At 66.6% G+C, this 20878-nt stretch carries 17 protein-coding genes; 11 read left to right on the forward strand and 6 right to left on the reverse strand.

Features of this window, described 5'->3' with window-relative positions; all coding sequences use genetic code 11:
* Positions 1–70 precede the first annotated feature (70 nt).
* Both SBI80_RS24595 and SBI80_RS24600 read left to right on the forward strand, forming a co-directional pair.
* Positions 71–1483, forward strand: a complete 1413-nt coding sequence (locus SBI80_RS24595) for a mannosyltransferase (protein ID WP_318977468.1) — start codon at positions 71–73, stop codon at positions 1481–1483.
* Positions 1484–2099: 616 nt separating this feature from the next.
* Complete coding sequence (locus tag SBI80_RS24600) at positions 2100–3395, forward strand: mannosyltransferase (RefSeq protein WP_318977469.1); 1296 nt, start codon at positions 2100–2102, stop codon at positions 3393–3395.
* A gap of 59 nt (positions 3396–3454) precedes the next feature.
* Here SBI80_RS24600 and SBI80_RS24605 read toward each other — a convergent pair whose 3' ends face one another.
* Positions 3455–5560, reverse strand: a complete 2106-nt coding sequence (locus SBI80_RS24605) for an acyltransferase family protein (RefSeq protein WP_318977470.1) — start codon at positions 5558–5560, stop codon at positions 3455–3457.
* A 205-nt stretch (positions 5561–5765) separates the two neighbouring features.
* Here SBI80_RS24605 and SBI80_RS24610 point away from each other — a divergent pair, with 205 nt between their 5' ends.
* Together SBI80_RS24610 and SBI80_RS24615 are read left to right on the forward strand one after the other, a co-directional pair.
* The gene (locus SBI80_RS24610) at positions 5766–7031 is read left to right on the forward strand and encodes a mannosyltransferase (RefSeq protein ID WP_413232804.1); all 1266 of its coding nucleotides are present in this window, start codon (positions 5766–5768) and stop codon (positions 7029–7031) included.
* Positions 7024–8241, forward strand: coding sequence for a mannosyltransferase (locus SBI80_RS24615; RefSeq protein WP_318977472.1), 1218 nt, complete (start codon positions 7024–7026; stop codon positions 8239–8241). The genes SBI80_RS24610 and SBI80_RS24615 overlap by 8 nt, the downstream gene beginning before the upstream one ends.
* On the opposite strand, the gene SBI80_RS24620 is transcribed toward SBI80_RS24615, so the two are convergent.
* The 3 genes from SBI80_RS24620 to SBI80_RS24630 are packed head-to-tail and all read right to left on the reverse strand — an operon-like array spanning position 8228 to position 10985.
* Positions 8228–9130, reverse strand: coding sequence for an aldose 1-epimerase (locus tag SBI80_RS24620; protein WP_318977473.1), 903 nt, complete (start codon positions 9128–9130; stop codon positions 8228–8230). The two genes, SBI80_RS24615 and SBI80_RS24620, sit on opposite strands and share 14 nt — an antisense overlap.
* A gap of 18 nt (positions 9131–9148) precedes the next feature.
* Positions 9149–10315, reverse strand: coding sequence for an FAD-binding oxidoreductase (locus SBI80_RS24625; RefSeq protein ID WP_318977474.1), 1167 nt, complete (start codon positions 10313–10315; stop codon positions 9149–9151).
* A gap of 16 nt (positions 10316–10331) precedes the next feature.
* Positions 10332–10985: a GAP family protein gene (locus SBI80_RS24630; protein ID WP_318977475.1), complete on the reverse strand. Its 654-nt coding sequence runs from the start codon at positions 10983–10985 to the stop codon at positions 10332–10334.
* Between the two features lie 242 nt (positions 10986–11227).
* Between SBI80_RS24630 and SBI80_RS24635 the strand changes: the two genes are divergently transcribed.
* Both SBI80_RS24635 and SBI80_RS24640 read left to right on the forward strand, forming a co-directional pair.
* The gene (locus tag SBI80_RS24635; protein ID WP_318977476.1) at positions 11228–12217 is read left to right on the forward strand and encodes an antibiotic biosynthesis monooxygenase; all 990 of its coding nucleotides are present in this window, start codon (positions 11228–11230) and stop codon (positions 12215–12217) included.
* A gap of 100 nt (positions 12218–12317) precedes the next feature.
* Positions 12318–13715, forward strand: coding sequence for an amidohydrolase family protein (locus tag SBI80_RS24640; RefSeq protein WP_318977477.1), 1398 nt, complete (start codon positions 12318–12320; stop codon positions 13713–13715).
* A gap of 7 nt (positions 13716–13722) precedes the next feature.
* Here the strand turns inward: SBI80_RS24640 and SBI80_RS24645 are convergent, their stop codons facing one another.
* Entirely contained in the window at positions 13723–14007 is a 285-nt protein-coding gene (locus SBI80_RS24645) for a YggT family protein (protein ID WP_318977478.1), read from the reverse strand.
* A 248-nt stretch (positions 14008–14255) separates the two neighbouring features.
* On the opposite strand from SBI80_RS24645, the gene clpB reads away from it, so the two are divergent.
* The gene (gene clpB / locus SBI80_RS24650) at positions 14256–16802 is read left to right on the forward strand and encodes an ATP-dependent chaperone ClpB (RefSeq protein ID WP_318977479.1); all 2547 of its coding nucleotides are present in this window, start codon (positions 14256–14258) and stop codon (positions 16800–16802) included.
* A 73-nt stretch (positions 16803–16875) separates the two neighbouring features.
* Here clpB and SBI80_RS24655 read toward each other — a convergent pair whose 3' ends face one another.
* Positions 16876–17550: an SDR family NAD(P)-dependent oxidoreductase gene (locus tag SBI80_RS24655; RefSeq protein WP_318977480.1), complete on the reverse strand. Its 675-nt coding sequence runs from the start codon at positions 17548–17550 to the stop codon at positions 16876–16878.
* A gap of 109 nt (positions 17551–17659) precedes the next feature.
* Here SBI80_RS24655 and ttfA point away from each other — a divergent pair, with 109 nt between their 5' ends.
* The 4 genes from ttfA to SBI80_RS24675 are packed head-to-tail and all read left to right on the forward strand — an operon-like array spanning position 17660 to position 20833.
* Positions 17660–18466 (forward strand): trehalose monomycolate transport factor TtfA, encoded by an 807-nt coding sequence (gene ttfA / locus SBI80_RS24660; RefSeq protein WP_318977481.1) that lies wholly within the window; start codon positions 17660–17662, stop codon positions 18464–18466.
* A 47-nt stretch (positions 18467–18513) separates the two neighbouring features.
* Complete coding sequence (locus SBI80_RS24665; RefSeq protein WP_318977482.1) at positions 18514–19290, forward strand: SDR family NAD(P)-dependent oxidoreductase; 777 nt, start codon at positions 18514–18516, stop codon at positions 19288–19290.
* On the forward strand, positions 19291–20190 hold the full coding sequence (locus SBI80_RS24670; protein ID WP_318977483.1) for a hypothetical protein: 900 nt from the start codon (positions 19291–19293) through the stop codon (positions 20188–20190). It abuts the gene before it with no gap.
* Positions 20183–20833 (forward strand): TrmH family RNA methyltransferase, encoded by a 651-nt coding sequence (locus SBI80_RS24675; RefSeq protein ID WP_413232805.1) that lies wholly within the window; start codon positions 20183–20185, stop codon positions 20831–20833. The genes SBI80_RS24670 and SBI80_RS24675 overlap by 8 nt, the downstream gene beginning before the upstream one ends.
* Positions 20834–20878 lie beyond the last annotated feature (45 nt).

Consider the following 20878-nt stretch of genomic DNA (forward strand, 5'->3'; position numbering starts at 1 on the left):
TCGGTTTGAAGAGCCGTTGTTTGCCACGATGAAGCGATCTTGAATTCTCAGGCTGGATGATCATCCACCGATGAAAAATCAAGCAGCCAAGCATGTTTGCGATCGGGTGGACGACCTGCGCGAAATGCGTCGTGCGATTAAATTAGTGGAATATCGTGCAGGGGCGCGGGAGACCAATTTGCGTGGTGGGGAAATGTCGAATGACAGTCGAGGGTCGAACGTCGCCGATGGGAGCGTTGTGAGGCGTTGGGGCGAGCGCGCAATGCGTTGGGCGCCATGGTTGTTGGGGATCAGCGCAGTCCTGTCCGTTGCGGTGAGCACGGCCACCGATCCGATCGACCTACACATCTATGTGCTCGGCGGAGCCGCGCTGGACCATCCTGCTTCCTTGTACGACGCGGCCTACCTGGATCCGGCGCACAACGAGACCATGCCCTTCGTCTACCCGCCGTTCGCGGCGATGGTGTTCTACCCGATGCACCTGGTGCCGTTTTGGTTGGTGGCGTTGTGTTGGCGCATCGGCGTCGTCGCCGCGATTTACGCCGTCGTCCGGATGAGTCAGAAGATGATCGACGCAGACGACAGGCGCGTCGCGATGCTGTGGACGGCTGGCGCACTTTGGCTCGAACCGATAGTCGGCAACGTCAAGCACGCCACGATAGGTGTCTTCCTCATGCTTGCGGTCGTGTACGCCGCGTACAGTTCCCGCTGGTGGCTTGCGGGTTTGCTGGTCGGACTTGGGGCCGGGGTGAAGCTGACTCCTGCAATTACCGGGCTGTACTTCCTCGGCATGCGGCGCTGGGCAGCAGCAGTGTTCTCGGGAGTGGTCTTCCTCGCAACGCTCGGTGTGTCGTACCTCGTAACCGGGGACAGAGTCCGCTTCTTCTTCGAGGACTGGATAGGGCGCGACAAGCTGTTCACGATCGGTAACGACTACAACCAGTCCTGGCGTGGCGGTATCGCACGCATCCTGGGCTACGACGCCGGCACGAGTCCGCTGTTGATTGCGGTGATTGCGGCGACCGGACTCCTGACCCTGGCGGCTTGGTGGGCGTTGGGGCGCTCGCCCGGACAGCGCGACCGACTGGGTTCGCTTCTAGTCGTGTCGGTGTTCGGTCTGCTTGCGTCACCGGTGTCGTGGACGGCCCATTGGGTGTGGGTCGTTCCGCTGATGGTGTGGCTGCTCCACGGACCATGGCATGATCGGCCGGGCGCCCGGGTGCTGTGGTGGACGTGGCTCGTCGTGACACTTGCCGCAATACCAAATGCACTGGCGCAACTGCAGGTAAGCCGTTGGGAGATCAGCCGTCCGTGGTACGAGGCGTGGGCGGGCTTGGTCTACCCGATGGTGACGCTGGCGACGTTGGGTTGGATCATCGCCACCGGGTTGGCCATGAGAGCCCCGGGAGCGTCGTCTGGGTCGAAGTCTGACTCCGGGTCCGATAGCCGCGAAGCCGTTGACGCGTCGCAACTCACATCCTGAGATTCGAGAGATCGGTCGGACGCCGTTCATGGCCGGCGGTTCACACTGCATTGGCGCGGGGCCACTGCAATGGATTGGCGAATTCAGCGTCAAGACCGTGTCCCCTCCGGGCGCCCGCTTGAAAGGCCATCGTCCCGCAACGGATGAATATGCCCTGCCGATTTCGGCGAAGATGCGATAGGCGCTGCGGCAAGGTGGAGACTGCTCAAAGAGTCTCGCTTCACCATATACTTTGGCAACCGATCGCCGATCGAATGCACATTTGGCAAATCCATTCCGCCGCCCATCTTCGCCGTTCCAAGCTCGAAGAACGTTCGCGCCTGCATCGACTGCAGCCGACTGGTCTGGTTCCAGCGAATAATGGTCCGATGAACGGAGAGTGGGTCTCTCTGTAACGCTTTCCTTCATCCTCGTTTTGGCCTGCAGAATGGCCCCGCGGTAACTAAGTTGATCCCTGCGTCGGTCAAATCACCGGGGTGTCGTTGCCGGGGTTCGGGGATTCATTGGCGTGAATGACGTGCGAAATTCGACAGCCAACGTGGACTGTCATTGATTTCGTGCGGGGGCCGTGGTGTCGGCACGCGGAGGGGGAGGCCACTTGTCGTCGAATGTTTCGGTGTCCGATCATCTCGGTGCGGGAGCGACCTTGCACAACCGTCTGACGACTGCGGCCCCGTGGCTATTGGGCGTCAGTGTCGTCTTGCGATTGGCGGGATCGGCGGCTGTGTACAGGGATCTGTTCCCAGATCTACGGGTGTACGTCCTGGGTGGGTCCGCAGTCAGTCGACCGGGCACGCTGTACGACCCCGCCTTCGCCTTCGTCGATGGGCTCGGCCGTCACCTGGCTTTCCTATACCCGCCCTTTGCAGCACTGTTGTTCTACCCCCTGCACCACGTGCCGTTCGCTGTGGTTGCGATGTGTTGGATGGTGGCGACCATTGCTGCGTTGTACGGTGCCGTGCGGATCTGCCAGCGGATGACGGGCGGTGGCAGTCCCCGGTCTGCCATGCTGTGGACTTCTGCAGCGATGTGGTTCGAGCCGATCCGCAGCACCTTGGATCTCGGGCAGATCAACGTCTTTCTGATGCTGGCCGTGCTCTACGCGGCCCAGAGTTCGCGATGGTGGTTGTCGGGCCTGATCATCGGCCTTGCCGCGGGTGTGAAACTGACTCCAGCGATCACTGGCGTGTATCTGCTCGGGATGCGCCGGTGGGCAGCGGCGACGGCATCGGTGGTGGGCTTCGCTGCCACTGTCGGATTGGCGATCCTTGTCATACCGAGAGACACCAAGACTTACTTTACGGCTTCGATGGGCGAGGTGGGACGAGTCGGAACCGCAGGATATGCGGCCAACCAGTCATGGCTAGGTGTAATTTCACGGATTCTCGGTTACGACATCGGGCGCGGCGCACTACTGGGCGCAGCGATTCTCGGCACCGCCGTATTGGGCATCTTCGCTTGGCGCGCAATTGATTCCGGCGCCAAAGGTCATGACGGGCTAGGGGCGTTGCTCGTCGTTGAGCTGTTCAGCTTGACTGCATCACCCATTTCGTGGGCTCACCACTGGGTGTGGGTGGTTCCGCTGGTGATCTGGCTGTCCCAAGGCCCTTTGCACGAGGCGGCGGGTGCAACAGTCTTGAGATGGGTATGGCTCGCCGCGATCGTAGTTGGGCTGCCGACACTATTGTCGACGGTCCCGCAGGACTTCTCTAGGCCCTGGTACCTCGCCTGGTCGGAGGCTGTTTACGTTCCCCTGACTCTGGCAACGTTCTCCTGGATGACGATCGTTGCTCGAGTCCAAGCGCGTGTTGCCTCACCTGAAATGTCGCCTCGAGTCACGTTGCGCCACAACGCGATCTCAACGGCAAAACACTTCGCAGGCGTGGTAGGTGTGGTGCACAGGACCAACTAGGGGCGGGTGTTGCACCGCCATGTGACTTGCCGCGACAGCAGCTCAAAGAAGTATGGAGACTAGTGCGGAACCGCTGTGGGACTCGCGCTCAACAAGGTGTCAACCGTCGGCTCGATCTGATCTGACAGCATCTCTACGGCGGGGGCGCTCAGGTGATCGGTGTCGATGAAGTTGACGATCCCGTTGCGTTGAGCCCTGCACACCTCTTCGTCGCAGACCACGCCGAGCGGGTCGATGACCCGGGTCCGATCTCCGAGCGTGGCCCGCAATCCCTGGAACCACTCCGTGGTGCCGTGCCAGTACTCTTCCTCCGCGCTTCGGCTGACATCGCACGTGAACGCTCGCCAACGTCGCGTAACGCACTCGGGTCCCGGCCGATCCAATTCTGGAGACAGGCCGAACAGGTCGACCCCCACACCCGCCTGGTCCAAGCGCCTCAGTAACGCCGGCGTACCGGCCTCCATCAAGGGACCGTTGTTCACCATCAGGTTGTGGGTCTCCTGCGCCTGCATCGGGTACAACTCCGGACGCCCTTGATACGCAGGCCATCTGGCAACCAGAATGACGCGAACGGGGCCATGGTGCTTGGCTGCATCGAGTATCCATTCGAGCGCTGCGTCGTTGTGCTGCTGGCACAACCCGAGGCGGGTTCGCTCCAACCCGTATGGGATGTCTGGGAGTTTGGTGGCACTCGACAAGTACGGAGGACAGGTCGCCCTAGAGGCGACGACCACATTGACCGGCCGTCCGCGGACCGCCTTGACCACGCCAGGAACGAACGCTTGAGCGAAAGAGTCGCCCCACACCACGACGGACGGGCGTGCGGGATCGAATCCATCCAACGGGCATACCGGATCCTGCGGCTTCGACTGAAGTTCCATGACATGAAAGCATCGCCCTGGAAACGCAGTGTCGTACTTGGCATGCCACGCCGCCGACCACGCGTCGCTCTTGGCCCGATGGTCGGCGAATACGAGGCAGCCGAGTGCTAGCGCGCACGTTGCGGCGATGGCCAACAGCCCGGTCAATACCGTCTGACGGCCGTCGCGCGATCTGACGGCGGCACTGCCCCGCGCTGAGATGCGAAAGCGCGGCTCCCAATAGCGGTAGCTGGCCACTGCGATGCCCAGTGCGACGAGCACGGCGATCACCCGGATCCACACCGGAGGCTCTCGCAGATACCAGGTCGCGATGATCGACAGCAGGGGCCAGTGCCACAGATACCAGCCGTAGGACACCTTTCCGATGCCCAGCATCGGTGCAGACATCAGCTGGCGACCGCCCGGATCACCGGAAGTGACGTGCGCACAGATCATCCCAGCCGCCGCCAGGGTCGGGATCAAGGCCCAGGCGCCTGGATAGCCGTATTCCGGCAGACCGACGACGATGACACCCACCAGGACGAGCGCTGAGCACCACCACACGATCCGACGCAGCAGAGTGGAACCAAGGGTCGGGTTGATCACGGCCAACATTGCGCCGATTCCCAACTCGTATGCGCGACCGAACGGAAGATAGAAGGTCTGAGTCGGCGCGAAGCGCGCGAGAACTATTGCGGAAGCCAATGACGCCACGCACACCAGCAGGATCAACGCGATCATCACCCGCCGCCTGTCGCGAGTGCTTCGGCGACAGATGAAACCGGCAACCAGGAACAGCAACGGCACCCCGAGGTAGAACTGCTCCTCGACGGACAGCGACCAGGTGTGGATGAAGACCGTGGGTTGGTAGGACGGAGTGAAATAGTCTCCGGTGAACATGCTCAGGTACAGGTTCGACGTCGACGTGGCTGCCGCGATGGCGCCCTTGGCTACGGCCTGTTGCTCGCCGATGGGGTTGAACACCAGCATCCCGAGAACGAGCGAGACCACGATCATCAGCAGCCCGGCCGGAGCCAATCGTCGCACTCGCCGACCGTAGAACTCCCACCAGCTGACGCGTCCCGTCTTGGTCCGCTCGTCGGTCAGACTGCGAAGGATGACGAAGCCCGATATCACGAAGAAGACATCGACGCCGGTGAATCCACCGGCAAAACCTGGCACGCCGGCGTGAAATGCCACCACCATGAGGATCGCAATCGCGCGCAGTGCATCGATGTCCGGTCGGTATGTTGCCCGCGAGGCTGGCGGTGACGGCGCGAACGTGGTTGTTGCAGTCGGTTTCACCAACGTTTAGGCCTCGTCTCATGGGTCTGCGGCCCGGATCGTTCGACGGGCGAATCGCGGGCAGCAACAACTATAAGCAACTCTGTGGAAAGAGTATGAATGAATGGATTTGATATCGAAGGCAAATAATCTTGGTAAAGACAGCAAAACGTTATTGACCTCGGAAATATGCAATTGCGTTCAATTCGAGCAACGTCTGCACGAGGTGATTCACGTGGTGGTGGAAGCGCCGATTCCGCCCGGCGGGGCTATAGTCACCCCGGTGAACGCGGACCTGGCCTCGGAGGCGCGTCCCCGCCTCGCCCGCGTGGTGGCCTTTGCGCCGATCCTGTTGGCAGTCAGCGTGATCGTGCGGCTCGCGTCGACGATGATCTACTACTTCGTTGCTGGCGACGCCTTCTTCGACCTGCACGTGTACGTGATCGGCGGCGCGGCGCTCAATCATCCGGGCACCTTGTACGACGTCTTCTACGTCGACCCGCTCAAGGGCGAGCATCTCGCGTTCACCTACCCGACCTTCGCGGCCATGGTGTTCTACCCGCTGCATCTGCTGCCGTTCGGTCTGGTTGCGTTCGTGTGGCAGGTGGCCCAGATCGCCGCGGTATACGCCTCGGTGCGGCTGTGCCAGCGCCTGATCGGCGATGACGGCAGCCGGCACGTGGCGATGCTGTGGACGGCCGTGGCCATCTGGTTGGAACCCGTGGCCAGCAACATCCAATCCGGCCAGGTCGGCGTCTTCCTCATGCTCTCGGTGCTCTACGCCGCTTGCAGCGCGCGGTGGTGGGTGTCGGGCCTGCTCATTGGCATCGGCGCCGGGGTCAAGCTGACGCCGGCGGTGACGGGCCTGTACTTCGTCGGCATCCGGCGCTGGGGTGCCGCGGTGTTCTCGGCCGTCGTCTACTTCCTCACGGTGGGTTTGGCGTACCTCGTCCTGCCTGGCGACACCGGCCGCTACTTCCCCGGGCAGATGATCGAGGCGGGCCAGACGTTGCCGATCGGGTCGTCGTGGAACCAGTCCTGGCTCGGCGGCATCTCGCGGATCGTGGGCCACGACGCCGGCCCGCGGTTGCCCGTGTTCTTGGCGATCGCCGTCACCGCGGTTCTCGTCCTGCTCGCCTGGCGGGCGCTGGGCGCCGGTGAGAACGGACGGGACCAGCTGGGCTCACTACTAGTGGTACAGCTGTTCGGGTTGATGAGTGCTCCGGTGTCGTGGATCCATCACTGGGTGTGGGTGGTGCCCCTGATGGTGTGGCTGTTCCACGGCCGGTGGCGCGGTCAGCCGGGGGCGCGCATCTTGGGCTGGGGCTGGCTGGTGCTGATGGTGATCAGCGTTCCGAGTCTGCTATCGCTTGCCCAATCGAACATCATGGAGATCAGCCGCCCGTGGTATTTGGCCTGGGCCGGGTTGGTGTACATCGCGGCGTCGCTGACCACGCTGGTCTGGATCATCGTGACGGGTCGCCGTGACTGACACCGGGGTGCGGGCCGACCGCCGGCGACTGCTGCCTCCGCTGCTGTTGCTTCTCAGCGCCGGCATCCTGCTGGGCGTCACCATCGCCAATCCGCCCGACCTGGTGGACCTGCACGTCTACGTGCTGGGGGGATCGGCATTGGATCGACCCGACACCCTGTACACCTTCGTCTACGCCGATCAATCGCCCGACCAGCCTCTCCCGTTCGTCTATCCGCCGTTCGCCGCCATCGCGTTCTGGCCGCTGTCGCTGCTGCCGTTCGTGGTGGCAGGTCTGCTCTGGCAGGTGGCGACACTGGCGGCGGTCTACGGGATCGTCCGGATCAGCCAGCGTCTGGTGGGTGGTGGCACGCACCGCGCGGCCATGCTCTGGACCGCTGGCTTGATCTGGCTGGAGCCGGTGCGCGTATCCCTCGACCTCGGGCAGGTGGGTGTCTTCCTGACGCTGGTCGTGTTGTACGCGGTATACGACAGGCGGTGGTGGGTGTCGGGCCTGCTGGTCGGTCTGGCCGCTGGGATCAAGCTGACGCCGGCGATCACCGGCCTGTACTTCGTCGGCATGCGGCGCTGGGGCGCTGCGGTGTTCTCGGCGGTGGTCTTCTTCGCGACGGTCGGGCTATCGCTCCTGGTGGTAGGCGATCAGGTGCGCAATTACTTCACCCGCGTCATGGGCGACACCAGCGTCAACCCCATCGGCATCGCCATCAATCAATCATGGCGAGGCGGCATTTCGCGGATCGTGGGACACGACGCGGGCAGCGGTTCGCTGGTGCTCACCGCCATCGCCGGGACGGCGGTTCTGGCGTTCCTCGCGTGGCGGGCACTGGGTGGCGGCCCCGAGGACCGCGACCGGCTGGGCAGCGTGCTGATCGTCGAACTCTTCGGCCTGCTGGTCTCACCGATTTCGTGGGTGCACCACTGGGTGTGGGTGGTGCCGTTGGTGATCTGGCTGTTCTGCGGCCCTTGGCGAGGTCGGCCCGGTGCCCGCGTCGTCGGCTGGGGTTGGTTGGCCATCACGTTCCTCAGCGTGCCCAGCATGCTCGCCCTCGCCGAACCGAGCCTGTGGCAGATCAGCCGCCCCTGGTACCTGGCCTGGGCCGGCCTGGTTTACGTCGTCGCGGCGGTGGCCACACTCGCGTGGATCGTGGTGACCGGGCGCCGCGTCACGACGGAGGCGCCCGTGGCGTCGGGTGGGCTCAGCCAATCCTGATCGAGAACCGGGCGGTGTCCGGCTTGCCGGCGACGGCGAAGCGGTAACCGCCCCGGCGCAGCGCGTCGGTCGGCGCGGCCATCGGCTCGATGGCGACGACGTCGTCGTTGAGCGGGGCGAACAGCTGCGCGGCGGGGTATCCCTTGGCGAAGGTCACCTCGACGCTTCGATCTCCGCCGGACAGTGTGAACACCGAACCGTCGCGCACCTGGTCGAAGCCGTCGTCATAGGCGGTGCTCTGCAGCGGCTCCGACGATGCCGCCCACTGCTCGTGCGTTCCGGTCGGCAGGCCCCAGTTGTCCACCAGCACACGGCGCATGGCCGGCGTCTGGAGCACCCACTCGGAGCGGGGTACACCCGGGATTTGGAGATAGGGGTGGTAGCCGTAGCACAGCGGCACCGAGGCCGCCGTCGTCGGCATCACCGTGGTCTCGATCGTCAGGGTGCGGTCGGTCAGCGACACCCGCTGGGTCAGCACGTGAGGGAACGGGAACGACGCGAGCAACCGTGGCGTGCCGCCGTAGTCGAGGACGGCCGTGACCGAGTCGTCCGAGCGCTCGGTGACCAGCCACCCGGGGTAGGCCGCCAGCACGCCGTGAATCGGCGCGCCATGCTCGTCGGTCCGCACGCCACCGGTACCCGGGGTCAGTGCGACGACGGCGCCGTTGATTCCATACTTGCTGGCGCTCAAGCGATTCGCCCACGGATACAGGATCGGGATGCCCATCGTCTTGCCCGCGGTGACGTAGGCGTCCAGCCCGCGCCGCTGCCCGAGGAACTCGGCGTCACCGTCGGCGAGCGAACTCACGACCATGCCCGCCAGCGGCACGACGTGCGCCTCGACCGACGACGACGGGTCCTTCAGCGTGACTACCTCGAACTCGGACATTCGGCGATTCTGTCATGCTCAACTGGCCAACGGATCGTGCTGGATGCCAGCCGGGTCCGCGCCCTTGGCGATCAACGCCGCCGTGGTCGCCTGCACCATCTGCGGGCTGCCGCACACCAGGATCTGCCGGTCCCCCCAGCCGCCGTAGCTCGTCACGACGTCGGGCAGCGTCCCGGTCTGACGGACGTGCAGCCCGCGCGGCGGTTCGACGTCCGGGTAGTCCGACGCCCACGGCGGATTGGTGGAGTACTCCGACACGGGCGTCACCGACAGCCACGGATTGGTCGACGCGACCTGCCACAGTGTCTTGAGGTCGTAGAGGTCGCACGGATAGCGAGCCCCGAAGAACAGATGCACCCGCGGGTTCACCGCCCAGCGCGACAGATCCATGATGATCGAGCGCAGTGGCGCCAAACCCGTACCGCCCGCGACCATCAGGACGTCACCGCCGTCGCGGTCGACGCGCAGGCCGCCGTGTGGGTTGGACATCCGCCACCGGTCACCGGGGCGCGTCTCGCCGACGATGGCGGGGCTGACCATGCCCCCGGTGACCGATCGCACGTGGAACTCGATGGCGCCGCTGCGATCGGCCGGGATCGACGGGCTCAAATGGCGCCAGCGGCGCGGCCACTGCGGAACCTGCACCGTCACGTACTGGCCGGCGTGAAAGAACAGTGGATCGTCGAGCTGCAGCCGGATGACCGACACGTCGCGCGTGACCCGTAGGTGTTCGACCACCGTGCCGTCGCGGAACGGCGGACCCTTCTCGGCGTCGGCCGCACCGCGCATGATGCCGATGATGAGGTCGACGGCCTGCTCGGCGGCACCGGCCAACCGGTCGTCCCACCGGTCGATGAGATGGCTGCGCAGCGTGGTGAGCAGCGCATCTCGCATGCTGTCGTAATGTCGTTGCAGGACACCGTATTTGCGGTGATCGCGACCGAGCTGGGCCAGGAAGGCGACGGGCTCCTCGGCGCGGCGTTCGATGAGCTCGCCCAGCAGCCAGGTCATGGCCTGGGCGAACACCGCGCGCTGGCGGCTCATGTCCGGCGGGAACAGGTCGCGAACCGCCGTGTCGATGGCGAACCACCGGGTGTAGAAGCGACGGATCAGCTCGTCGGAATCGGCTCCCGGGTCGACCGCGGCGCGCAGCGTCGCCAGCGCTTCGCGATCGTCGAGTCCCACGCCTTCGGAGTGTAAGTCAGACGCCGTGGATGCCCTTGTAGAGGACCATGAGGCCGAGTACGACCAGGATGCCCGCGACCAGCGTGGCGTGCTGGGCCTCCATCCACTCCTTGAGGCGGACCAGCGCAGCGTCGAGACGGTCGCCGGACACCGCGTAGGCCAGGATCGGCAGCGCGACCGTCGACCCGGCGATCGCGACGTAGTACAGCACACCGAGCGCCGCACCCGAGCGGCCGAGCCCCTCGGTGCCGATCGCCAAACCCGCTGCGGCACACATGAACAACACCTTGGGGTTGACGACCACCAGGACCACTGCGGTGATCGCCGCCCGGGGTGGGGTGATCTTGGCGAAACCGTTCATCCACTTCGGCGAGTGCTCCGAGCGTCGGCGGGTCAGCCACTTGTAGAGCCCGAAGGCGATCAACGCGGCGCCGACGGCGATCCGCGCTCGCGCCGCCCACGGGGGTGGCTGCCTACCCAACCCGCCGCCGAGGAGGCTCGACGCCTCCACGAAGATCTGGGTCAGCGCGGCGAGCCCGACGAGCCAGCCGATCATGAACGCCAGACCGGTGGGTCGCGGACGCGGCGAGTGCAGCACCAGCACCGCCGGAATGATCGAGAGTGGCGACAGCGCGACCACCAGCGCCAGGGGGACGAGTTCGGCGAGCACCGCGTGAAGATAGCGCGGCGCGGGCGCCACGCCGACCGGATGTGACGAAATACGTTGCCGCCGCCGTGGATCTAGGTGGGCTCTGGCGCGGGCTTGGCAAGCGCCGATCGATCGACGGCGGCATCGATTTCTGGCTAGAGTGGGGCCGCCGGCGGCCGTCGGACGTCGCTTCACGAGGTGTCCCTGCCCGATGGCTCCCGGCGTCGCCCTCGGCGGTCGTGCACCCCTCCAGGAAGGTCTAGATGACCGACGACACCGGCAGCGTGGCCGGCCCGGCGACGGCGCCGCCCGCTGGTGCCGCAACGCTTCTCATCGGACAGCGGATCCACCCCGGACGCGAGGACGACTACGTCGAGTGGCAGAAGAAGCTCAGCGTGGCATCGGCGCGCTACCCGGGGTTTCGCGGCGTCGAGGTGCGCCCGCCGAGTGGCGAGCAAACCGACTGGGTGGCGGTGTACCAGTTCGATTCGGTGGCGACCATGCAAAAGTGGCTCAACAGTGCCACCCGCCAGGACTTCCTGGACCGTGGCGCCGACCTGTTCGACGGCCCCGGCACCCAGCAGGTGATCGCTCAGGACAGCAAGGTCGACGACACGCTGGTCACCGTCGTCGTGAGTCACCGGGTCGCTCCCGATCAGGTCGAGGACTTCCTGGCGTGGCAGGCCGCGGTCGACGACGAGGAGAGCAGGTTCACCGGGTTCCGCGGCTCGGAGATCTTCCGCCCCGTCGAGGGCGTCCAGGACGAGTGGACCATCTCCTACAAGTTCGACACCGCCGAGCACCTCGATGCATGGCTCACGTCCGACGCGCGTCAGAAGTTGCTGTCCGACGACCGGTTCGCCGACTTCACGCTGCGAAGGATCGACCACTCGTTCGGCAATTGGTTCGACTACGGAGACTCGGCAGCACCACCCCCGTCGGACTTCAAGACCTCGATCGCGGTGTGGATGGGGCTCTATCCGACGGTGGTCTTGCTGACCCTGCTCACTGCCCCGCTTGGCATGCCGTTGTGGTTGGGGATGCTGGTGGGCAACCTGCTGTCCAGCTTCGTCATGAGCTACGTCACGATGCCCTTCTACGGCAACCCGATCCTGCGATTCTGGATGTCACCGGCGAAGAACGCGCGCCAACCCGTCACCAACGTCAAGGGTTTCGCGCTGGTACTGGCCATCAACGCGGTGTGGGCGCTGATCTTCTACCTCGTCACGGTGAAGTTCTGGACCTTGCCGTGACCCCGCGCACCCTTTGCCGGGCGGGCCACCTCTTCGCGCCGCGCTGCGAATTGACCTGTCGGATAATCGGATTCATCACCACAACGAGGGAGATTGACTCATGACGCAGGTCCATCTCGGACACGTGTTCCACGTCGCCGGGCAGCCGCTGGTGACCGAGGCCGCCCAGGCGCTCGTCAGCATTCCCGACGGCGCGCTCGTCGTCGACGACGCGGGCACCATCGTGTACTGCGGTGAACGTGCCTCGTTGCCAAGCGAATACGACCCCGCACCGGTCGCAGATCACCGCGGCGGATACCTGCTGCCCGGTTTCGTCGACACCCATGTCCACTTTCCCCAAACCTATGCCGGGGATTCCTACGGCGGCGGCCAGCTGCTGGAGTGGCTGAACCTGTGCATCTTCCCCTCGGAGAGCAGGTTCGCCGATCCCGAGTTCGCCGCCCGGGCGGCGGTCGAGTTCTGCAATCGGCGCATCGCGGCGGGCACCACGGCGGCGATGGTGTTCGGATCGGCGTTTCCGCATGCGCAGGACTCGCTGTTCGAGCGGACGAAGGAGGCGGGGTTGCGGGTCGTCAGTGGCCGCGGCATCCAGACCGTCGGCGGACAGACCGCGCAGCCCCTCGTCACGTCGGAGGAGGACGCGATTCGACTCACCCGCGAGGAGATCGAGAAGTGGCACGCTGCCGACACCGGGGACGTCGACACCGCACTGCTGCACGTCGCGATCGTGCCGAGGTTCTCGCTGTCGGTGACCACGGAGACGCTGAAGAATCTGGGCGAGCTGTACGACGAGGTGAAGGACCGCGGGGTCTACGTGCACAGCCACCTCAACGAGAACGACCGCCCCGGCACCGGCGAGGTCGACACCACCAAGCAGACCTACCAGGTCGACTCGTACCTGGACACCTACGACGGCAAGTTCCTGCCGGGCTCTCGGGTCGGCGGCAAGAGCCTGCTGGGCAAGCGCACCATCCTGGCGCACTGCGTGCACTGCCAGGACGTCGAGCTGGAGCGGATGGCCGAGACCGGCACGTCGATCTCGCACTGCCCCGTCTCGCAGCTATTCCTCGGGTCCGGCACGATGCCGTGGAAGCGCACGGTCGCCGCCGGGGTGAACGTCTCCGCTGGAACCGACTTCGGCGGCGGTGACGAGTGGCTGATCCCGCGGGTGCTCGGCGACGCCTTCAAACAGCACATCACCGAGCCCGGTGACGCGGGAGTGTCCATGCACCCCGCGGAGATGCTCTTCATCGGCACGCTGGCCGGAGCGCGGGCGCTGGACATGGAGAACCGCTTCGGCAACTTCGACACGGGCAAGGAAGCCGACTTCGTCGTGGTCGAGCCGGCCGGTGCGCTCAAGGGTCTGCTGGACAACGCGCACCGTTCCGACGACGCCGACCTGGCCCGGGATCAGACGTTGTTCGCTCTGCTCATGGGCCTGCGGGAGGACTCGATCGCCCAGGTCTACGTGCGGGGCCGGCGGTTGGCCGCGCTGTGAGCCGACGTCAGAACGGCAGCGACGAGGCCACGACGGACCGCAGGATGACGACGGCGATGAAGACGGCGGTGAACGCAAGGTCGATCGACACCGAGCCGATTCGCACGGGTCGCAACACCCGCCGCACCGGGCCGAGCACCGGTTCGGTGATGGCGTAGGTGAACCGGCGCGCGCGTTGCAGGCCGCTGCCTCGGCCGTCCGGTGCCAGGACGCCCGTCCAGTCGACGATCATCCGCGCGATCAACGCAATTTCGAACAGTAGAAGGGCAAAGCCCAGCAAGCCCGCGACCATCGCACGCTCCTCTCCACCTGCACGACTTTGCACCCGCACCCCAAGAGAGGGCTGAGCGTGGACTGAAACGACGCCCAATGTCGGTTCGCCAGCGGCGATACGACCTCTGGACCGGACCGCTTGGGGCATCCGGGTCCAACGGCTCTATCCAGCCGGCGGAAAATGGCATAAGTTGAGCGGAACAGACTCAACCTTGACGACGTTGGACAACGCGAGAAACATTTTCCCAAGAATGGAATGGAGGTGTCGTGGACTCGTTCAACCCGACCACGAAGACCCAGGCGGCGCTGACCTCGGCGTTGCAGGCGGCTACTGCCGCAGGCAACCCGGAGATCCGGCCCGCGCATCTGTTGATGGCGCTGCTCACGCAGAACGAGGGCATCGCCGCGCCACTGCTTGAGGCGGTCGGAGTCGACCCTACGACCATCCGCAACGAGGCCGCCGGCCTCGTCGACCGGCTTCCCAAGGTCAGTGGGGCCAACTCGACGCCGAACCTGTCGCGTGAATCGCTGGCGGCGATCACCGCGGCCCAGCAGCTCGCCACCGAGATGGACGACGAATACGTCTCCACCGAGCACCTGCTCGTCGGCCTGGCCACCGGTGACTCCGACGTCGCCAAGCTGCTGAGCGGCCACGGCGCGTCTCCCCAGGCGCTGCGCGACGCGTTCACCAAGGTGCGCGGGAGCGCCCGCGTCACCAGCCCCGACCCCGAGGGCAGCTACCAGGCGCTGGAGAAGTACTCCACCGACCTGACCGCCGCCGCGCGGGAAGGCAAGCTCGACCCGGTCATCGGCCGTGACAACGAGATCCGTCGCGTCGTGCAGGTACTGAGCCGCCGCACCAAGAACAACCCGGTGCTCATCGGCGAGCCCGGTGTCGGCAAGACCGCCATCGTCGAGGGCTTGGCCCAGCGCATCATCGCCGGTGACGTCCCCGAGAGCCTGCGCGACAAGACCGTCGTCTCGCTCGACATGGGGTCGATGGTGGCCGGTGCCAAGTACCGCGGAGAGTTCGAGGAGCGCCTCAAGGCCGTCCTCGACGACATCAAGAACTCGGCCGGTCAGGTCATTACCTTCATCGACGAGCTGCACACCATCGTCGGGGCCGGCGCGAGCGGTGAGGGCGCGATGGACGCCGGCAACATGATCAAGCCGATGCTGGCTCGCGGCGAACTCCGCATGGTGGGTGCCACCACGCTCGAGGAGTACCGCAAGTACATCGAGAAGGACGCGGCCCTGGAGCGACGCTTCCAGCAGGTGATGGTCGGTGAACCCTCCGTCGAGGACACTGTCGGAATCCTGCGCGGTCTGAAGGATCGCTACGAGGTGCACCACGGCGTCCGGATCACCGACTCCGCCCTGGTGGCCGCGGCGACGCTGTCGGACCGCTACATCACCAGCCGCTTCCTGCCGGACAAGGCGATCGACCTGGTCGACGAGGCCGGTTCGCGGTTGCGCATGGAGATCGACTCCCGTCCCGTCGAGGTAGACGAGGTGGAACGCCTGGTGCGCCGCCTGGAGATCGAGGAGATGGCGTTGTCCAAGGAGGAGGACGCCGCCTCGAAGGAACGGCTGGAGAAGCTGCGCGCGGAGTTGGCCGACAAGAAGGAGCAGCTCGCCGAGCTGACGGCCAGGTGGCAGAACGAGAAGGGCGCCATCGACGTGGTCCGCGACCTCAAGGAGCAGCTGGACCACCTGCGCGGTGAGTCCGAGCGCGCCGAGCGCGACGGTGACCTGGCCAAGGCCGCCGAGCTGCGTTACGGCCGCATCCCGGAGATCGAGAAGAAGCTCGACGCCGCCCTGCCGCAGGCTCAGGCGCAGGAGAACGTCATGCTCAAGGAGGAGGTCGGGCCCGACGACATCGCCGACGTCGTGGCCGCCTGGACCGGGATTCCCGCTGGTCGGCTACTCGAGGGCGAGACCGCCAAGCTGCTGCGCATGGAGGACGAACTCGGCAAGCGGGTCGTCGGTCAGCGCAGGGCCGTGCAGGCCGTTTCCGACGCGGTTCGCCGCAGCCGGGCCGGCGTCGCCGACCCCAACCGTCCGACCGGATCCTTCTTGTTCCTGGGACCCACCGGCGTCGGCAAGACCGAGCTGGCCAAGGCGCTGGCGGACTTCCTGTTCGACGACGAGCGGGCCATGGTCCGCATCGATATGAGCGAGTACGGCGAGAAGCACTCGGTGGCTCGGTTGGTCGGTGCCCCTCCCGGCTACATCGGCTACGACCAGGGCGGGCAGCTCACCGAGGCGGTGCGCCGACGCCCGTACACAGTGGTGCTGTTCGACGAGGTCGAGAAGGCTCACCCGGACGTGTTCGACGTGCTGCTCGCGGTGCTCGACGAGGGCCGGCTGACCGACGGCCAGGGCCGCACGGTCGACTTCCGCAACACCATCCTCATCCTGACGTCCAATCTCGGGGCGGGCGGCAGCGAGGAGCAGGTGATGGCGGCGGTGCGGGCGGCGTTCAAGCCGGAGTTCATCAACCGTCTCGACGACGTGCTGATCTTCGACAGCCTGCAGCCCGACGAGCTGGTCCAGATCGTCGACATCCAGCTGCAGCAGCTGCAGAGGCGGCTCTCCCAGCGCCGGTTGCAGCTCGAGGTGTCGCTGCCCGCCAAGACCTGGCTGGCCGAGCGCGGCTTCGACCCGCTCTACGGGGCGCGTCCGCTGCGTCGGCTGGTGCAGCAGGCCATCGGCGACCAGCTCGCCAAGCTGCTGCTCGCCGGCGAGGTGCACGACGGTGACGTCGTGCCGGTCAACCTCAGCGCCGACGGGGAGAGCCTGATCCTGGGCTAGGTTCTCGAGCCGAATGTGGAGTTCTGTCACGCCTCCGTCGAGGGGCGCGTGGCAGAACTTCCACGTTCGCGTGTCAGAAGGCGGTGCTGGGCACGTCGGTCTCCGTGCCCACCAGGGCCTCGACGATGCGGGCCGCGACCACGTCGGGATCCAGGCCGGTCGGCAGCTTCGGGGGACTGCCCGCGATGGCCCGGTCGGCCAGCCCGGTCTCGGTGTGTGGCGGCCGGACGTCGACGACGCGGACCTTGCGTCGGCGGGCCTCGGCGCGCACCGCGGTCAACAGAGCCGCCATGGCGGCCTTGGCCGCCGAATAGGCGGCCATGTTGGCCATCGGCTTCTCGGCCACCACGGCGCTGATGCCGAGGATCACTCCGCCCGGCTCGAGCACGGGCAACGCGGCGCGGATCAGCCGCAGCGGCGCGAGGAAGTCGACGAGCAGCACATCGTCGACGGTGTCGTCGTCGACCTCGGTCAGCGGCCCGAAGGCCACCACGCCGGCCGCGATCACCAGCCCGTCGAGTCGGCCGTACCGTCGCGCCGCGGCCGTCACCACGGCGCGGGGCGCGTCCGGCTCGCGTAGGTCCGCCGCGACGCCGTGCGCGTCGAGGCCCAACCCGGCCAGCGTGTCGCCGGAGCGGCCGGTGATCGTCACGTCGGCCCCGCGGTCGGTCAGAAGGCGGGCGATGCGGGAACCGAGCGCGCCCGTCGCACCGACGACCAGGAAGGACTTGCCCGACAGCTCGTTCACTCGACCAGTGTGCGGGGCGATCGTGGCGAGCCGGCCCCACGAGCTGTGACGAGTTCGTGATCTGCTTCCGTTCTGGCGAAACCGGTACCAACCAGTAGGCTGGGTCGCAATGGTCCCGCTCTGGTTCACGCTGTCCGCACTCTGTTTCGTGGGTGCGGCGGTTCTGCTGTACGTGGACCTCGACAAACGACGTGGTCTCGGCCGGCGTCGCAAGTCGTGGGCCAAGTCACACGGCTTCGACTACGAGCACGAGTCGACCGAGATCGTGAAGCGCTGGAAGCGCGGCGTGATGTCCAGCGTCGGCGACGTCTCCGCCAAGAACGTGGTCCTCGGTCAGATTCGCGGCGAGGCCGTCTACATCTTCGACCTCGAGGACGTGGCGACGGTCATCGCGCTGCACCGCAAGGTGGGTACCAACGTGGTCGTCGACGTCCGGCTCAAGGACATCAAGGAGCCACGCGAGAGCGACATCTGGCTGCTCGGTGCCATCGGACCCCGGATGGTCTACTCCACCAACCTCGACGCCGCCCGTCGCGCCTGCGACCGGCGCATGGTGACGTTCGCCCACGCCGCACCGGACTGCGCCGAGATCATGTGGAACGAGCAGCATTGGACGCTCGTCAGCATGCCGATCACGAGCACGCGGGCGCAGTGGGACGAGGGTCTGCTCACCGTGCGGCAGTTCAACGATCTGCTGCGCGTGCTGCCGCCGATCCCGCAGCCCGGTCAGAACGGTGTCGCGGGTCAGGCGCTGGCCCGGCGTGGTGGTTCGCCGAGCCGCCCGGTGGCCTCCCGGCCCGCCGAACTGCCCGCCGGCCGAACCGACGCGCCCCCCACCCGCGGTGACGTCGGCCGCTACACCCAGCAGCGCCCGCCCGTGCGCAACGGTCGGCAGTCGCCGCACTACCAGCGCTGACTCCCAGCCCCTCCGGACGCGTGGCCGCCCCCGCGTAACCTGACGGCATGTCACGGCCCGTTGCACTGATCACTGGACCGACAGCCGGTCTCGGCATGGGCTTCGCCCGCCGCTATGCCGCCGACGGTCACGACCTCGTCCTCGTCGCGCGCGACGTCGAACGCCTGGAACGGCTGGCCGCCGAACTGCGCGACGAACTCGGTGTCGAGGTCGAGGTGCTTCCCGCGGACCTGGCCGTCGCCGCCGACCGCGCCAAGGTCGCCGACCGCCTCGCCGCGGGCGTGCGAATCCTGGTGAACAACGCCGGTTTTGGCACCTCGGGTGAATTCTGGACTGCCGACTTCGCCACGCTGCAGGCGCAGTTGGACGTCAACGTCACCGCCGTAATGCAGCTGACGCACGCCGCGCTGCCGCCCATGCTGGCCGCCGGCGCCGGCACCGTCGTGAACGTGGCCAGCGTCGCAGGACTGCTGCCGGGCCGGGGGTCGACGTACTCCGCGTCCAAGGCCTGGGTGATCGCGTTCTCCGAGGGACTGGCCAACGGTCTGGACGGCACTGGCGTCGGGGTGCACGCACTGTGCCCTGGCTTCGTCCGCACCGAGTTCCACGAGCGGGCCGGCATCGACATGTTGGGCACGCCGTCGTTCCTGTGGCTCGAGGTGGCCGACGTCGTGCGCGATTGCCTGGCCGACGTGGCGAAGGGGCGCGTGGTGATCGTGCCCGGGCTTCAGTACAAGGTGCTCACCACCGCCGGCCGCGTGGTGCCCCGAGGCCTGGTGCGCGCGGCCACGAAGGTCGTTGGCCGCGGCCGCGGGCGGACCTGAGTGCGCGCTGTCCTCGCACTGCTGCTGGCCCTTGTCACCGGTGCTGCCCTGGTCGGCTGTTCGGATGACCGGCAGGCGAGCCCGTACGCCACGCAGGGCGCCAAGATCGGCGAGTCGATCGCCGTGCTCGGCTGGAACGTCTCGGTGGCCAACCTGCGCTTCGAGGGGGATCACGTCCTGATCGACGTGGACGCCTCGGCGGCTCGACCGGGAGGCCAGCACGTCAAGGCCGACTCGCTGCGCTTCGGGCTGTACGGCGCGCTGGCCCATCCACTGGAGAGCACGGCCGTCGGCAGCTGCGCCAACGCCACCGACCTCGGCCTGCAGCCAGCGGCCTCGCCCAACCCCGACAAGCTGTCCGGGACGGTGTGTCTCGGACCGCTGCGCGACCAAACCCAGGTGCGCGGTGTGTACGCCTACTCGCCCCAGGACCGCATTCCCGGCACCATCGCCGCCTACGGAGCGTCCTTCCCGGTCGGGCTGAACCCGACCAGCGACACCGAGACCGGCCTGGTGCTCAAGTCCACCAGCGTGGACGCCTTCGATGCCAGCGGAGCGCAGCTGATGCCGACCGCGCTCGGCGAACCGAACGCCTTCACCGGCAACGGCTACATGTTGCTCGGGCTCGACGTCACCGGGCTGGCGTCGCGCTACCGCGAGGATTCGATCCGCCGCGGGGGTCCGCTGATGGTCCAGATCACGCCGACGCTTCCCGGCAAGGGACTCTCGTATGCCTGTGCGACCTACGGGTCCTCGATGCTGGTGCTGCCCGACTCGTCGCTGGACGCGGTCTCGGTGCGCGGGTCGCTGTGCTCGCAGGGGGAGATCAACCAGGCGCTGCTGTACGCCACGGTCGCCGTGATCGGCACCCATGCCGCCCTGTGGACGACCCGTGATTGACGAAGTGGTGCCTGGCCCGACGGAGTGGGGGAGCGGCCCCGGTGTCGGCCCATGGGAGGGCCCGCCGCCCGACGATCCGCGGTACGACCCCGAGCTCCTGCGCGACGGGGACACCCGCAACGTCGTCGACGCCTATCGGTACTGGACGCGGGCGGCGATCATCGCCGACATCGACCGGCGCAGGCACCCGCTGCACGTCGCGATCGAGAACTTCGGCAACGACGCCAACATCGGTGCCGTCGTCCGCACCGCCAACGCGTTCGCCGTCGACACCGTGCACATCGTTGGCCGGCGCCGGTGGAATCGGCGCGGGGCCATGGTGACCGACCGCTATCAACGGCTGCGCCACCACGACTCGACCGCCGAGCTACTGGCGTTCGCAGCCGAGCACGGTCTCGAGGTGGTGGCGGTGGACAACGTTCCAGGTGCCGTGCGGCTCGAGCACACCCGCCTGCCGAGGAACTGCCTGATGATCTTTGGCCAGGAAGGGCCCGGCATCACCGAGGACGCGCGACGGGGAGCAACCATGACGGTGTCGATCGCGCAGTTCGGTTCGACGCGAAGCGTCAACGCCGCGGTTGCGGCAGGCATCGCGATGCATGCCTGGATCACCACGCATGCCGACACATCGCGCGCCTGGTAGGGCAGGATCATCCCCACCAGGCGAGCGTAGCGACGGGAAGAATCA

The sequence above is a fragment of the Mycolicibacterium sichuanense genome (genome assembly GCF_033741125.1).
In the GTDB taxonomy this organism is placed as follows: Bacteria; Actinomycetota; Actinomycetes; order Mycobacteriales; family Mycobacteriaceae; genus Mycobacterium.

What these genes read in the sequence shown, in the direction of transcription:
- ttfA (WP_318977481.1), top strand. Translation starts at nt 17,660, where the DNA reads ATGGTCCCGCTCTGGTTCACGCTGTCCGCACTCTGTTTCGTGGGTGCG.
- SBI80_RS24620 (WP_318977473.1), bottom strand. Translation starts at nt 9,130, where the DNA reads ATGTCCGAGTTCGAGGTAGTCACGCTGAAGGACCCGTCGTCGTCGGTC.
- SBI80_RS24645 (WP_318977478.1), bottom strand. Translation starts at nt 14,007, where the DNA reads ATGGTCGCGGGCTTGCTGGGCTTTGCCCTTCTACTGTTCGAAATTGCG.
- SBI80_RS24640 (WP_318977477.1), top strand. Translation starts at nt 12,318, where the DNA reads ATGACGCAGGTCCATCTCGGACACGTGTTCCACGTCGCCGGGCAGCCG.
- SBI80_RS24635 (WP_318977476.1), top strand. Translation starts at nt 11,228, where the DNA reads ATGACCGACGACACCGGCAGCGTGGCCGGCCCGGCGACGGCGCCGCCC.
- SBI80_RS24665 (WP_318977482.1), top strand. Translation starts at nt 18,514, where the DNA reads ATGTCACGGCCCGTTGCACTGATCACTGGACCGACAGCCGGTCTCGGC.
- SBI80_RS24595 (WP_318977468.1), top strand. Translation starts at nt 71, where the DNA reads ATGAAAAATCAAGCAGCCAAGCATGTTTGCGATCGGGTGGACGACCTG.